At 62.6% G+C, this 14368-nt stretch carries 17 protein-coding genes and 1 pseudogene; 1 reads left to right on the top strand and 17 read right to left on the bottom strand.

The window, feature by feature from the left end; translation table 11 throughout:
• The 15 genes from virB10 to B2V90_RS18540 form a co-directional block, all read right to left on the bottom strand.
• Nucleotides 1-1230, bottom strand: a complete 1230-nt coding sequence (gene virB10 / locus B2V90_RS18470; protein ID WP_086491648.1) for a type IV secretion system protein VirB10 — start codon at nucleotides 1228-1230, stop codon at nucleotides 1-3.
• Between the two features lie 3 nt (nucleotides 1231-1233).
• The gene (gene virB9, locus B2V90_RS18475) at nucleotides 1234-2091 is read right to left on the bottom strand and encodes a P-type conjugative transfer protein VirB9 (protein WP_086491649.1); all 858 of its coding nucleotides are present in this window, start codon (nucleotides 2089-2091) and stop codon (nucleotides 1234-1236) included.
• Nucleotides 2088-2786 (bottom strand): virB8 family protein, encoded by a 699-nt coding sequence (locus B2V90_RS18480; protein ID WP_086491650.1) that lies wholly within the window; start codon nucleotides 2784-2786, stop codon nucleotides 2088-2090. The genes virB9 and B2V90_RS18480 overlap by 4 nt, the downstream gene beginning before the upstream one ends.
• A 340-nt stretch (nucleotides 2787-3126) precedes the next feature.
• On the bottom strand, nucleotides 3127-4071 hold the full coding sequence (locus B2V90_RS18485) for a type IV secretion system protein (protein WP_086491652.1): 945 nt from the start codon (nucleotides 4069-4071) through the stop codon (nucleotides 3127-3129).
• Between the two features lie 18 nt (nucleotides 4072-4089).
• Nucleotides 4090-4305, bottom strand: coding sequence for an EexN family lipoprotein (locus B2V90_RS18490; protein ID WP_086491653.1), 216 nt, complete (start codon nucleotides 4303-4305; stop codon nucleotides 4090-4092).
• A complete protein-coding gene (locus B2V90_RS18495; protein WP_086491654.1) occupies nucleotides 4302-5021 on the bottom strand; it encodes a type IV secretion system protein in 720 nt (239 codons plus the stop codon). Before B2V90_RS18495 ends, B2V90_RS18490 begins: the two co-directional genes overlap by 4 nt.
• Nucleotides 5022-5024: 3 nt before the next feature.
• Nucleotides 5025-7436, bottom strand: coding sequence for a VirB4 family type IV secretion/conjugal transfer ATPase (locus B2V90_RS18500; protein WP_414711622.1), 2412 nt, complete (start codon nucleotides 7434-7436; stop codon nucleotides 5025-5027).
• Nucleotides 7429-7779, bottom strand: coding sequence for a type IV secretion system protein VirB3 (locus tag B2V90_RS18505; RefSeq protein WP_007683398.1), 351 nt, complete (start codon nucleotides 7777-7779; stop codon nucleotides 7429-7431). The genes B2V90_RS18500 and B2V90_RS18505 overlap by 8 nt, the downstream gene beginning before the upstream one ends.
• Nucleotides 7776-8114, bottom strand: coding sequence for a TrbC/VirB2 family protein (locus tag B2V90_RS18510; protein WP_007683396.1), 339 nt, complete (start codon nucleotides 8112-8114; stop codon nucleotides 7776-7778). The genes B2V90_RS18505 and B2V90_RS18510 overlap by 4 nt, the downstream gene beginning before the upstream one ends.
• Entirely contained in the window at nucleotides 8111-8776 is a 666-nt protein-coding gene (locus tag B2V90_RS18515) for a lytic transglycosylase domain-containing protein (RefSeq protein WP_007683393.1), read from the bottom strand. Before B2V90_RS18515 ends, B2V90_RS18510 begins: the two co-directional genes overlap by 4 nt.
• Nucleotides 8773-9111, bottom strand: a complete 339-nt coding sequence (locus B2V90_RS18520; RefSeq protein ID WP_009823965.1) for a hypothetical protein — start codon at nucleotides 9109-9111, stop codon at nucleotides 8773-8775. Before B2V90_RS18520 ends, B2V90_RS18515 begins: the two co-directional genes overlap by 4 nt.
• A gap of 63 nt (nucleotides 9112-9174) precedes the next feature.
• Nucleotides 9175-10107, bottom strand: a complete 933-nt coding sequence (locus B2V90_RS18525; protein ID WP_007683389.1) for a phytanoyl-CoA dioxygenase family protein — start codon at nucleotides 10105-10107, stop codon at nucleotides 9175-9177.
• An 11-nt stretch (nucleotides 10108-10118) separates the two neighbouring features.
• Nucleotides 10119-10730, bottom strand: coding sequence for an acyl-homoserine-lactone synthase (locus B2V90_RS18530; protein ID WP_086491656.1), 612 nt, complete (start codon nucleotides 10728-10730; stop codon nucleotides 10119-10121).
• A 74-nt stretch (nucleotides 10731-10804) separates the two neighbouring features.
• Complete coding sequence (locus tag B2V90_RS18535) at nucleotides 10805-11482, bottom strand: LuxR family transcriptional regulator (RefSeq protein ID WP_229742691.1); 678 nt, start codon at nucleotides 11480-11482, stop codon at nucleotides 10805-10807.
• Between the two features lie 82 nt (nucleotides 11483-11564).
• A complete protein-coding gene (locus B2V90_RS18540) occupies nucleotides 11565-12326 on the bottom strand; it encodes a helix-turn-helix transcriptional regulator (RefSeq protein WP_007683383.1) in 762 nt (253 codons plus the stop codon).
• Between the two features lie 221 nt (nucleotides 12327-12547).
• Between B2V90_RS18540 and B2V90_RS18545 the strand changes: the two genes are divergently transcribed.
• Complete coding sequence (locus tag B2V90_RS18545; RefSeq protein WP_013039076.1) at nucleotides 12548-13117, top strand: hypothetical protein; 570 nt, start codon at nucleotides 12548-12550, stop codon at nucleotides 13115-13117.
• Nucleotides 13118-13234: 117 nt separating this feature from the next.
• Here the strand turns inward: B2V90_RS18545 and B2V90_RS18550 are convergent.
• Together B2V90_RS18550 and B2V90_RS18555 are read right to left on the bottom strand one after the other, a co-directional pair.
• A pseudogene (locus B2V90_RS18550) lies at nucleotides 13235-13906 on the bottom strand (methyltransferase family protein); the annotation flags it as partial.
• Complete coding sequence (locus tag B2V90_RS18555; RefSeq protein WP_007683380.1) at nucleotides 13903-14166, bottom strand: DUF2933 domain-containing protein; 264 nt, start codon at nucleotides 14164-14166, stop codon at nucleotides 13903-13905. The gene B2V90_RS18555 and the pseudogene B2V90_RS18550, both read right to left, overlap by 4 nt.
• Between the last annotated feature and the right edge of the window lie 202 nt (nucleotides 14167-14368).

A 14368-nucleotide genomic window follows, 5' to 3' on the forward strand; every position in this document is an offset into this window, starting at 1 on the left:
TTACCGCCGCAGCTCCAGATTGTAGACATCGGCGAAGTTGAAGTCCTTTGCGACGAAGATACCGACCTCCTCGCCCTGGTTCTTTTTCAGCACCGGCCGGATGTTGATGTTGTTCTGGAGCGCGATCGCGGCCCCTTCGCTCGGCGCGCGCGTGACATTGTTGAAATTGCCGTTGCCGCTCGATGCGGCCTGCCCGGCAATATAGGCGGCGTCATCGACGAGCGAGAGCAGGAGCGCGCCGCCGAACCGTGCCCAGAAGAAGCTGTCGACCGCTCCGGCGAGCCCGGCGCGGCCGAGCGCGTCTGACCCAGGCGAGGCAAGGTCGATGCGGACGCCTTGTGGCGTCACCGCCCGGGTCCAAAGCACAAAGAGGCGGTTCTGCCCCTGTTGGATGCCCCCGCGATACTCGCCGAGCACGCGCGTGCCCTTTTCCATGAGCACGACCCGGCCATTCTCGGAGTACACGTCCCGTGGAATCAGGCAGGACGTGTATCCAGGCTGCGCGGAATTGATGGCCGTCTGAAGGGTACAGGGGATCAATGTCCCTGCGGTGATCAGAAAATTGCGATTGGGGAGCATCGAGGCTCGCGCTTCGCCTACGGCTGAGCTTTGTCGCAGCAAATCCAGCGCATTGGGCGCACCGCCCTCAGCGCTCCCTAGCGTTCCTGAATTTTCGGTCGGTTGCGCGCCCGAGGCCGCCGCCGCCGGACCTTGCGAGGTCTCCCCACCGAGATCGCGCCCGCCATAGGCGATGAGTGTCGATCGTCGCGCCTGGTCGGCCAGGTTCGGCCGGGCGCCCGTCCCTCCTGTCGGTCCTGGCGCCGCACCGGGCTGCATGGCAGGGACGATCTGACCGTCGGGGCCAGGAACCCCTGCTGCAGGATTGAGCACCGGTGCGTTGGGGTCGTTCCCCGCAGCGCCCAGCGGTCTCGGCTGCGGCGCGACCGCCGCGTAATCGACGGTTTCCCGCGCCACGATATCGCGCCGCTCTTGGGCCGCCCCGCCCGGTGCAGTGAGGTCACGATTGGAGGCCTGTTGGCTCGTTCCGGAATTAACCCACAGGATGCCGAGTACCATCGCCGTGCCGGCAAAGATGAGGGCGGTATTGCGCTTGGAAGGCGTCATCCCCCCGATCGGCTCGATTCCCCGCTCGTGAAGGATTTCGTCTTTTTCCGGCGTGAGATCGGCGCTCGGCAGAGGGCGCGAAACGGAGGATGGATCTTCGACCATGGCTCATTCCTGCGGATGTGTGATGGTGCGCTCGACATGGGGCGACCCGGTGTTCGTCCAATGATCGACCCCATAGGGTTCTGGCGCCTGATTATAGATGCACAGCACCTCGCCGCCTCGCCGAAGGCGGAGCTGACGCGCCACGAGATGGACGACGACGAATTCGTCGCGGACGTCGAAGGGGACCAGCGTCTCAGACCCGTCCGGTCGCACGAGATAAATGGCCGGGACCTCGCGGTTTGCCGGGAACCGCAGCACCGTGAACTGACCGTTGTCGGAGACCTCCGACGGCTGAAGGTCGCCGGAGCCCTGCACCTTGTAGTTCATGTTGCGAGGCCCCTCGACGACCGCATGATCGAGGGCGCCGCGAACGGCCCGGCCCTCCAAGGCCGCTGCCTGCATGGCAATCTGTGCAGCCCTGAGACGCTCGGCGCGGTCGGCGTCGTCCCTGGGATATCGGAACCGCACCTGAAAATAGGCTTGGCCGTTGCGGCCCGTGATCGGACCGCTGCGAGCGGTCAACTCGAACGCATAGCTGCGCAATTCGCCTCCGCGCGACGTGGTGACGATGAGATTGGTCGGTCCGGCACGCTCCCGCGGCTTGAGGAACAGGATGTGCCCGGCGACGGCGACCTCCCAAGATATGGTGTCGCCCAGCGCGACGTGCTGGATCGTCTCATCGTCGCTCAGGACAATCTGTGTTGCGGTCCGGAACGTGCCGACGATCCGATAGACCTCGGCCTCTTCATATTCGACGAACTTGACGCGCGGGTCGGACGGACCACCTCGCGGAACTTCGACAGCGTGCGCCGCCGACACAGGCACCAGCGCGCAAATGATGGCGGCGGAGAGCGCCCTCATCGGATCACCTCCGGATCGGCACGATAGTTTTCGACCTGGAATCCCAGCGGGTTCCGGTAGCGATCGCCTTCCGCCATGGGCGCGTTGGCGTAGGCGAACGTGATCGTGGCGATCCAATCGCTGTTCTGAGTGTCGGTCTCGGTCTGGACTGTCCGCGTGAACCGCACATTGGCGACGCGATCGTTGATGAAGGCGATGTTGCGCACACGCGCCTGCACGACCGCATTCTTGCCCCAGACATTCTGGGGACTCGCACCATTATTGCTGCTGTAGAAGCGTGCCCAGCGCTGCTGTTCGGTCGGTTGCGAAAGGATCGTCACGAACCGAAAATTTTCTTCGGCCGCTGCCGGGATCCAGCTTTCGCGGGTTCTCACATACTGGGCGAGGAAGTATTTGGTGACCGCCTCATCGTAGCGCATCGGCCGCTGGGTGAGCGCGGTCTGGACATCTACCGCGCCGGTGGTCTGGTTGACGCGAATAACATAGGGCACGACAGTCTTGAGAGGCGTCAGAGCCGCAACTGCGAAGATCGATGCTGCGGCCAGGAGTGAGGCGATGGCCGCGATGCTCCAAGCGATGCGGGTCGAGCGCAGCGCGTTCCGGATCCTGTCCTGATCCCAGCTTCGTGCGTCCCGGAAATAGCGCTGCAGCCCCGACGCCGGCACCGCCTCCGAACGGTCATCAGCAACTCGCATAGTGCGGTCCCCTTGGTGCAAACGAGATCTTGTCGTCCGAGGTAGACGGCGACGGCACGGCGGGCGGCGGGGGCGGATCGCCGTCTCGTGGGTGGGACAGGGGTGGTATGGGCGGCGCAGCTCTTGGTGCCGTGGTGGCAGGCACTGGCGAGCCAGGCAGGACGCTTCCGTAGATGTTCACGTCTCGCAGGTGACGGCCATTGCAAACCGCGAGCTTCTTGGGCCCGGAAGCACAGCCCGCGACGCCGAGCACAGCTAAGCCACCGACCAGGCAAGCGACGCTGCGGCGGAAGCTCGAGGCGGAAATTCGCGGAAAAAGGAAAGTCATGATGATGCCTCACTACGCCGCTTCGATGGTGCCGCCGCGACGAGCGGCGCGCTCCAAGTTGCGACTGTTGCGCATGACGCGACGCTGTCGGAAGGGAGATGCCATCGTCCCCCAAGCCGTTCCGGCGAAGGCACCCACGCCGGCAGCGGCACCCCCGGCTATTCCCGTCGCGATGGCCGGAGCCTGGAAGAAGAAAATAGTCCCTAGAAAGAGATAAACCGCGAAGATTACGGCAGCGATCGTAACATCTGAGTTGGTTTCCGCTTCAGCCAATGCCGATGCACCAAGATCAGATACTAGTGTTGTGATCGCAATAATTACGGCCATAAGGACGATGTAGTTGAACGCCTGGCCCAGCCATCCATGGAAGAAGCGTCGCGTTGGCTCAAACAACGCCAACGCGATAAAAATCGGTCCCAAAGCGATAATGATTGCAAGGGCGACCTTTGCGAAGATCGTGATCGCGAAGCCAATCGCTGCCGAAAGGCCAGCCACCGCGTAGATCACTATCGCCAACGTCAGAAGCACAAGCTTCCACGGGTTGATATCGAGATAGGTCTCCGCTTCCGCCCTGATCAGCCGGATCACGTCATCAACTTGACTGAAGTATTGGTCGAAAACTGCGCCAGCGGTGCCGATCGTCTTCCCGGCTAGGGCTTGAGCTATCGCGTCAGGCATCCCGTGAAAAAGGGGTTCGGTAATCCATTCGGAATAGGCGACTGTGGTGGCGGCCATGTATAAGAGACAAAGTTTGACCATGCGCGCGAATAACTCGCCCCAAGGTTCGCTGATGATGCCTCGCATCACCATGAAGCCGAACAATACAATGTAGATCACGAGGCCCGCAGCTAACGGTCCGCGAATTACGTCGACAACGTTTGACAGCCGCTCATTGAGAAAAAGGTCGAGCTTGCCGTCAACATTGTCGTAGATCGTCGAAAATATCGTCGAGGACATATGGTGGCTCCGTGACCTTCAGCGGCCCAGAGACTGTTCAAGTTTTTTAGCGTTCTCCACGCTCTTGGCGTTGCTGCATTCCTGCGGGTCGCCATGCGTACCATTGGTACAAGCCTCCAAAATGCTCGACCTCTCTTGGGGTGAGTTGGCGAGTTCGTCCTTCCCTTTGGTTTCGTGGCAGGCGCAAAGTGGTAGGGCCGCTAGAAGAGCGAAGGCTACAGACTGCCTTGTCATTGGGTATCACCAAGAGATTGTTCGAGCTTCGCGAGGGACTTCTCGCCCTGGCGTTGCGACCGAAGACGATCCTCCGCATCCTGCCTCATCCGCAGCGCCTGCAATTGCAGAGCATCGTTCTGGATATGGGCATTTTCGACCCCTACCCTCGCCTGGATATCCATGACCTGCTTGGCGTCCGAAGCCGTATCCAGCGAGGTTCTCAGTTCTTCGAGCCCGGCGGTGCGCTGAGCCGACACGCCATAGGCCGCCTCCGCGATCGCGGCGTCGCGCGCTGCGAGGTCGCCGTTCCGCAAGAGGTTGTCGCGGGAAGCGCGCTCATACGCCGACGCACCCGGCCGCAATTCCGGCAAAGCGATACGGTTGGCGTCCCGGATACGGGTCGCGGAGCTCCCGAGCGAACCCAGGCTGGCATTGTCCGACGACATCAGCCGACTGATGTCACGGGCTTCCCGCGGCAGAAGGTGGCGCATGGCATCGGTGGAAAGAGATGATGCGATGCCGTTGACGTCGGTGACCTGGTTGAAGCTGCCATAGAGCTGCTTCGCTTCTGCGATCTGCTCCTTCCCCTGATCGATCATCGACAGGGTGTTCTTCACCGTGGCCAGCGCCTGCAGATAACCGGAGCTGTCGTAGACGGGGATACCTTGCGCGACTGCAGGCCCCGCCATTCCTAGGGCGATGGTGCCAAGTGCTGCGTATATGCCCTTACCCATAGCTCATCCTTTCCTGATCGATGCAGACCGACGCTGCTGGTGAAAAAGAGGCAGCCATTTCGCCGAGTCGTCGCCGACATCAGCGCGAATGGCATCGAGGAGCGTCACGGTTTCCGTGGTGCCCGAGAGCACCGCGAGCTCGTCGGAGAGGCCGCCCAGGTCCAGTTCCACCACGATCGAGTCATGACCCTGCTTGATGAGGAAGCGGCGAGATTCCGGGTTCAGGTCGTGACGGACGAGCTTGAATTCCGCCTGGGTCAGGCCCAGCCCGTCGATATAATCCGTTTCACGCCCATAGGGGTTGGGCAGCAGGATCTTGGTCGCGACCTGCTCCATGATACTGTGCGAGATATCCGAGCGCAGCGCATCGGCCGGGCTCTGCGTGCCGAAAACCAGGAAGGCGTTCTGCTTGCGGTAGGTCTTCAGGCCATCCTGGGCAAAGGCGCGGAAAGCGTCATCACCCAGCGCCTTCCAGAACTCATCGATGTCGATCACCAGTCGGCGGCCATCCAGAAGGCCGTCGATGCGATGGAACATGTACATCATGATCGGCGTGCGAACTTCCGGATTGTCGAGGAAGTCAGTCATGTCGAAGCCGAGGAACGGCGCATCGAGCGACAAAGCATCGATCTCGTTGTCGAACACCCAACCCAGCGATCCGCCTCGCGACCATTTCTCAAGCCGAGCGCCGATGCCTTCCGGATCGCGCTGGCCGAGCAGCTGGCGCAGGGCCAGAATGGATCGGTTCTCCGGCGAGAGCCGCCCGAGCGACGCCAAGCCTTCGTCGATCATGCGCTCCTGGGTGACGCCCAGCGTGCCGCCGGGCGGTGTCACCAGCTGCCGGATCAGACGACCGAGAAAGACGAGGTTGCGCGGTCCATATTCGAGCGCCCGCAGCGGCGCGAAGCCGGTTGGCTCCCCGTTCTTCAGCGTCAGATAGATCCCGCCAGCAGACCGCACGTAGATCTCGGCGCCGCGATCCTTGTCGATGAAAATCTGCTGCGCGCCCGTTTTCTCGAGCTGCGCCATCAGGAAGTTCTGAACGACCGTTTTGCCCGCGCCCGAGGGACCGATGATGAGCGTGTGACCGAGATCCCCGACATGGAAGTTGAAATAGTAGGGCGATTGCGCGGCCGTCTTCATCAGCGCGATCGCCGGACCCCAATGATTTCCGCTCGGCCGGCCTGCGGGGTAGGTATGAAAAGGTGCCAATGCGGCGAAATTCCGCGATGTGATTGCCGCCGGCCGCGCCCGCCACGCGAAGTTACCGGGAAGCTGGGCCCAGAAGGCTGCTTCGAGCGCCGGCGCTTCCCTCGCTGATACCAGGCCAGCGTCCGCGAGCGCCGCCCGCGCGGCCGACAAATTATCGGCGAGCCGCCTCGGGCTCTCGGCAAACACCCCAAGCGAGAAGTGATGTTCGCCCAGCACGAACCGATTGCTCTGAAGATCGTCTGCGGCGTCCTCGAGATCGAGCGCCTGGCTTGCTGCCGCGTCCTCGGTCGAAGCCATCTGGTTCTGTCGCCGGCGCAGCCTTTCGGCTGCGCGCGCCTTCCCCATGAAGGTGAAGGACTGCGAGACGACGAACGCGAAATCCTGGCCGAGCAGAGCGTTCATCTGACCGGGACGGGTGAGCGCGGGATATTCCCGGATGCCGAAAATGCCCAACCAGCGGCTCGCATCATGGGCGCGGATCTCGACCGTCTCGCGTCCGAAGATCACCCGCTCGCCGTAGAGGGCTGATCCAAGATGGCCTCGGACCAGCGGGACCTTGGCCTTTGCGCCCATCATGACTTGCTCGAGCACTTCGAGCGGCCTGGAGAATAGGAGGCCATTCTGCTCATAAAGAGCGAGCCGCGCGGGGCTGCACCGCCGAAGCAGCTTTTCGATATCGCGCGCCTTCTCCTCGAAGCGGGCCAACTCGTCGGGGTCGACTTCCTCATCGGCCGCCCTGGCCTTGGCGATGCGCTTGAGGAGAAGCCCGGTCCGATCGGCCGAGCCGACCGCCGGCCGCATGATCAGCGTCAGATAATGCTCGTTGACGAACATGCGCTTGGCAGTCACCCGCGCGCGATATTTTTCGTCCAGATCGGCCGCGAAGTCCGAGCGGAATTGGCCTTCGGGATAGTCATCGACCGGGCGGCGAACGATGTGCGTCCAGAGCGCGAGCCGATCGTCGGCAATGTTGCGCCAGGTGCCGTTGAGCTTCTCGTGCCAGTCATTGAGGTGGATCGGATCCGCGGTCTCGAACGCAAGCCCTTCAAGGCGGAACATCATCATGAGGTCGCCGCTATCGAGCGCGATCACCTCCGATGTCACGTGGCGCACGTAGGGCAGATAGCGACCCGGCTCGGCCTCTTGCCGCAATATGCGCCACGGCGTCTTGCGCGGCGGAAGCTGGGCAGCCGCGCTAGCCACGCGCAAAGCCCTTGCGTTTCAGCCCGGCAACCGGGAGCGGCGAATAGGAACTGCCGCCCCACCAGGCGCGGTTCCGGCTGCGCGCCTTGGTCATGGTCCACAGCCACAGCAGCCGGAAGGCATTGGCATCGTGCCGCACGATGAGCCGCGCCACGGCAAGACAGGCGCCTCCGATGGCGCCGGCATAGAGCGGGTTGCCGCTGACGATCAAAGTGAGACAGGCGGCAAGCGCGATCGGCAACGAGGCTTCGAGCGGCACGCCGAGCCACATCGTCGGCCGCGTGACCGCCAGGAACAGCGTCTCCTCGCGCAGCCGCTCGTCCAGGGCGGCGCTCTCCTTCACGCACCACCTGTGATGGTGTCGACGATCCACTGCGCACTGAAGACGATGAAGATGCCAACGATGACCGTCACCAGAAGGCCGAGGCTGGCGCGCCCGGTGAAAAACATGAACCCAACGATCACGACCGCGATCACCGCGATGGTCTTGGCGAAGGTCCCGGTGAGCCAGGTCTTGATGTTCTCCGCCATGGACGTGATGCCGTCGGCACCTTGCGCGTGTGCAGGATCGCTCAGCAGCATCGAGACAAGCAGCGCCAATGCCATCACGCCGATGACGCGCAGCAGAAGTCGCGCCCATTGGGGCCGTCCGCCCGGGTGGGCGGTGATTGCTGTCATGGATGCTGTCCTTTCTGAGATGCGGCCCCGTCGCCGAACACCATGAGCGAGGCCTGGCTCGCCCTCGCCGCTGTATTCCACCCAGCTGCGGCCGGTGGCGAAACAGGGGTGTCGGGTGGCGGAGCGAAGGTGGGCAGAGATTGAGGAATCGCTGGTGCGGCAGCCACCGGCGCCGTGCCACGGATCAGCGGAATGACGGCCGACGCGCTGGCATAGACCCTGGCGACATAGCCATTGCGAAAGCCGCGCTGCCGGTCGCCGGTATTGTACATCGACAGGGCGGTCGCGATCGCATGATCCCGGCTCGGGGCAAGGCGCGCGACCGCCTGGTAGTTGGTCGCGAGGACACGCGCGGCGGCGGCCAGATTGGAGCAGGGTTCGAACGCATTTTCGACCGAAAGCCCCAGCCAGCCGAGATTGGCGCTGTTAATCTGTCCCAGGCCGAGATCGATGTTGTAGCCTCGACCAATCAGGCTGCGCGCCGCAGCGATTGCCTGCGCCTTGGTCGCGGGCTTTGGCGCGCGCACGCCGGGACTATTGACCCCGATTGCGAGACTGTTGAACCGGCTCTCCGTGTGGACGATCGAAATGAGCGTCTCAGGCGCCACCGTCGGTGCGCAAGCTCCTGCAAGCGAAAGAAGGGTGGCGACATCGAGGATCATCGGCGGCCGCCGTCCAAACGCTCGATGCCGGCCAGCGAGAAGGTCTGGCTGCGGCCGTCGTTGAACGTGATGACCACCCGGCGGCGAGTTGTGGAATCGCGATCATAGACCTTCGTGCGGGCGACGCCGCCGCTACAGCCGGGAAAGGCGCCGCCGGTGGCCAAGCGTTGCCATAGCTTGGTCATCGGCGACACGCATTGCGCGTATTGGGTCGCGCCACCGGGATTGGAAAGACACAGGAGAACCTGGCAGCCCAGGTCATTCGCCGCTGCCGGTGCGCTTGGAAGGGCTGTGGCGAGGGCGAGCATCGCCATGCCGAATATTGCACGTTGCATCGGGTCTTCCCCCGCGAGAGACAGCTCCCGCGTCGGGAAATGCCGTCAGCTATCCGTTGGATTTCACCTCTCTTTTGTTCCGACCGCGCTCGATTTCGGCAATCCCCCTAGCCGGGGGGGGAGTTGATCGGTTTGCTGCCGCAGGAATTCGGACAGAGCGCCTTCCTGGTCGGGCCGGAGAGCATCGATTGCGGCGAGATGGTCTGGCGGATCGCCGCCGAGCAGGATGGACGGGCACTGCCCGTCATAATTGCCGAGATTGGGGCGGTGCTGCTGGTAGCCGACCAGCGCGGCAAGCTCGGGATAGAATGCGCTGGCCACCTCGGGCGGATAGGTCAGCCACTGGTTCTCATAGGGCTTCAGCCAGCCGAGGCAGTAGCTGACGATGATGCCTCGGCGCACCGCGTTTGAACGATTCGCGCCGGCGCCATGGAGGGTCGATCCCAGGAATATGATCGCCGATCCCGGATCCGCTTCGATGGCGACCGGCTCCGCGCCGTCGTCGCCCTGCCCGCCATTGTGGCTCCCCGGCCAGACCAGCGTCGCCCCATTTTCGGCCTTGAACGGCGAAATCGGCCACATGACGTTGACGAGATATTCGAGCTCGCCGGTCGGACCGCGCCACATGTCCTGATCCCGGTGCGGAAATTGCGCTGGCGCCCCCGGGTGCAGCTCGAGCGCTTGCGTGAGGTTGAGCTGGACCGTGTCGCACCAGGGCTCGAGGATAGCGTGGACGAGGCGCATGACGGCAGGGTTTTGGACAAGACTTTCAACCGTCGGCGCGCGCTTCAGCAGGCCACCGAAGCGTTTTGTCCGAGGGCCGTAGAATCCGCCCTGGCAGAAAGGCGTGGCGGCAAAACGCGGATGGAGGGATCGATTGATCTCCTCGATGCGTGACCGAGACTCGACATCCCGCAGGATGCAGAAGCCGTGCTGCCGCAGATTTTCGTCGGCTTTGGTCGCGGCGGAGACGCCGCGCCGTGCGATCGTGGCCATGATCGCCCTCCTCATGCTGCGGCGGGAAGATCGGCAAGGCCGATGGGGCGGAAAATGCCGCTCGCGCGCAGCTGCTCGCGCGTTCGGTCGTCCACATCGATTTGCAAGGCGACGAGACTTCGCCCTTGCTCGGACGTGGGAAGACCCAATGGTCGGCAAGTCCAGCCGAAACCCAGGATCTGCTGGAACCACGGCCACTCGGCGACCCCGGTGAAGCTGTGGATCTGGTTGGCGAGGGCATATTCGACGAGCGCGGTGACCAGCTGATTGCGCAGCTCGAGACGCTCCCGGGCGCGCAATTTTCGCGCAAGGCAAAAGCGGGTGATTTCCAGGATAGCACTGCCGCGCGGCGGCGCTTCCTCGCAAAGATCCGGGAAGATCGTGCCGAGAATATGCTCGTGCGTGGTCGGCAGAAGCCGTGCGGAGGCCCGGTGTTCCCCGTCGTCCCCGGTAACAACGATGTAGACGGCGCGATCATTGTCGAACTGATCGATCTCGTAGCGACCGGCGATGACCGGAACGTCCCAGCGAAGAAGATCGACGAAGACCCGCTTGCGCTCCTCGAACATGGAGCGAAACAGGCGGTGTTCCATGGCTTGCGAAAAGCCGGTCCCGATGTGCATGACAGCCTCCTTTTGGTGAGGCCTGTCAGTCGATCAGAGGCGGCTTTTTTGCGTTATCCCCAGTTCTGGGGAGATCATCGGCCGAACACATCGGCAAAGCTGATTTGCCCTTCGAACAAGGCGCGAATGGCGAGGAGGGTGCGCTTGGTGACGCCATAGCGGTCGCGCGCATCCTTCACATGCTGGATCACCGTTTCCTGGCCGATGCCGAGGATCTGGCTGATCTCCCAATCGGTCTTGCCCCGCGCGACCAGCGCCACGCATTCGGCCTGCCTTTCGGTCAGGCTCGGGCATTCGGATTGCGGCGCGTGGATCCGGGAAATCTTGCGTGCCGCTTCGAACGCGAAGCTGCCGACGAGCTGCACGAACGGCAGCTGCCGATGGTCGAGCATCTCGCCCGCCGCCATCGCGAAGGAACAGGATCCATTGAGCTCGCCAGGAATATGGGCCGGAACGGTGAAGCCGTCGCCCAGCCCGGCCTCGTAGGCTTCTGCCAGGATCGAGCGATCGGCGGCCGTCAGAGAGATGATCGACTGAACCGCCGACCAGGCAAAGCCCACATTGGTGCGATGGCTGGCGCGGTGGATCGGGTCGCTCGCATAGAGGCGTCTCGCCTGGAAGCGCTCCACCCAGTCTTGCGGATAGTCGACGATGTGGACCGAGCGAACCGCAGGCTTCAGGTCGACATGATGGACCAGGGCATAGTGCCGAAAGCCCATGGCCTTCGTGATTTCGGCCATCAGGTCAGACAAGGCCGTAGCGTCCTTGATCGCGCCAGCGACAGCGCAGAAATCCTGAACTTGCCCAAGCCCGATCATCATATGGCCGGCGAGATCAGAGCAGCGCTTCCATGTTGAGATGACCATCGCGAACCGCGCGCAGCACCAGCTGCGTGCGTCGTCGCACGCCATAACGCCTGCGGGCCGATTCAACATATTCGTGCACGGTATCGCGGCTGAGGCCGAGGATCTGGCCGATCTCCCAGTCGCTTTTGCCTTGCGCGACGAGCGCGATGCATTCGACCTGGCGAGGACTGAGAGGGACGCAGGCCAATGGCCCTGCCCTTTCGCCAAGCAGCTCGCGCGCCCGATCATAAGCGACCGAGCCGAGCAGACGGGCGGTCAGAACCTCTTCTGCACTCAGCGGCTCGTCGCGTGATCGGGCCGCAGTGAAGATCGCCTCGGGCTCGCCCGGGGTCCGGATCGGCAAACTGTAGCCCGATGCAAGGTCATGATCCCGGGCGCGGTCAAGGATGCCTCGCTGGCGCGGCGTGAGCTCCAGCACGTCGCCGACACGGTCCCAGGCCAGTCCAGAGGGCGTACGTGCGCAGGCCGCATGGATGGGATCTTCGAGATAATGGCGCTCTTCGAGCACTTCCTCGAGCCAGGCCGACGGATAGGTTGTGAGGAACAGGCTTTGCTCGTCGCCGCGCCGAAGGTCGATATTGTGAAGCAGCGTGAACCAGCGGAAGCCAAGATCGCGCACGGCGGCATCGATCGTGCCATGCAGATCGCCAAGGGTTTCAGCACGCTGACAGTCCGTCGCAAAGCGCGTGAGATCATCAAGGCGGCCGCAGTCTTTTATCCTGTTCGCCATAGGCGACGGAAGCTCGTTCGCGAGGAGACGGCTCGTCCACACCTAAGCGGCGAGCGCCATGATTATCAGGATGAGTTGAGAACGATTCGCAACAATCTACGATTAGAATGGATCGCCTATGACACTTTATCCGCCGGCAAAGTGTCATAGCTGACAACCCGTCTGTGGCCGCCGATTTGGGATTCACATTGATCCTGCTTTGTGCTTGATTCCATCATGTTATGTTTCATGCAGGCAAGCCTCTTGAACCCTCCATTGGCTGTGATGTCGCGGCCGTGCTCGAGACGCTGGCGACCGTATCGAGCCGGCCCCGTTATGCCTTCATGCTGCTCAACCTGATCGCCCAGGTGGCGGGGCCAGATGGAAGCGCCGGTCCCTGGGTCAGGCGGAACGATGGGCTCGTTTCCCTGCGCGATTGGCTATGCGACGCATTGACCCCGATGGCCCAGCGTGGTCCGCGCAGCATTACGCTGGCCGAGCGGGTCGAGAGCGACCTCGCTAGAAACGGACTGCTCCCCGGCGATCCGGAGAAAAGGCGCGGCGTGATCGCGGAGGAAATGCGGGCACGCATTCGCACAGCCGGCAAGAGTAATCTCAGTCGCGCCGTTTCCGAACTGGTGAATGCAGGCCTGCTCCGCCGACATTATCAGGGCTATCGCGTCGACCATCGGAACCGTGGCGGCCAGCGCCACGCCGTCTATACCTTGATCGGCGATGCTCTGCGTCTAGTGCCGGGCATCAGCTCCACACCGAATCTGCCCGTGCAAGGCGAACTTGCCCTCCCAAGATGATTGCGCAGTCGAACCGGGATTGCTGCAGTAGTGTGCTGTGAGGTCGGGTAACGATGTCCGAATAATAAGGCCAGTCAGAACGTCAGCATTGACCTTGCCGGCAATTACATCAGCCATTCCCGTCAAGGATCGCCATGGCCTTCTTCGACGCGAATGGATTGTCAGATTCGGAATGAAGCCGGGCACGCGAGCCATATAATCGCGGTAAACCTCGCCGAAGTTGGCTAGCGCCTCCTTTTCCTCATGCCGAGCCAGCCGAATATACATCACGACGAGCACCGGAAACATAGCAAGGGTCAAAAGGGTCGGCCATTGTAGCAAAAAGCCGAGCATGACGAGAATGAAGCCGACATATTGCGGGTGCCGGATCCGGGCATAAATCCCAGTAAGGGCCAATTGGTGTTTGCGCTGACTCAAGTGAAGGGCCGTCCATGCAACCGAGATCAGCCAGTAACCCACGCCGATCAGCACAAAGCTGGCGATGTGGAATGGACCGTAATGGGGATTAACTCGCCAGCCGAACATCATCTCCAGGAGATGTCCAGCATCGTGGCTCCACCAGTCGACAGCGGGGAAATACGACTGGAGCCACCCCGAAAGCACGAAGATCGTGAGCGGGAAGCCATACATTTCCGCGAAGAGCGCTATGATGAAAGCGCTGAACGCCCCCAAACTGCGCCAGTCTCGTTTAGTTGCCGGCTTGAAGAAGCTGAACGCAAAGAGGATGAAAACGGCGGCGTTAACCAGCGCGAGCCCCCACAGACCATAGCCATAGTCGGCGTGCGTCATCGCGACTCTCCTTCGATGCGGCCGTTGGGATTGGCCGGTAAGCCGGCGGGTGCCTGACCGGGCTCATGGCCATGCTGATGCCCACCATGGCCGCGGTGCATGAACAGGTGCATGAGCGGGCAGGCGAGCAGGATGAGATAGGGCAGCACACCCAGGAAGTGCGCGGTATGCTCGGTGAGGAGGAAGAAGCTAGCGACGAGCAGGAAGCCGATCAGAACGATCTTGCCGCGCTTGCGCATGCGATGGTCATGTTCGCCCATATGCCGTCCTCTTCTGGTCAACGTCCGGGCAGCATAGGCTCGAGTCCAAGGAGCAAGGTATAAGTAGAGACCGAAGTCCCCCGGGCATCGCGCAGGCATGGGTAAGGCGATCGATGGGATCGGCCATCGGCGTTCGGGCGACGCAGCTGTCGGGGAGCAGCAGTCGTGCTGCGGATTTTGCGTATAGGCGTGCGGCGTCCGC

The sequence above is a fragment of the Sphingobium sp. UBA5915 genome, assembly GCF_002431195.1.
GTDB classification, from domain to species: domain Bacteria; phylum Pseudomonadota; class Alphaproteobacteria; order Sphingomonadales; family Sphingomonadaceae; genus Sphingobium; species Sphingobium soli.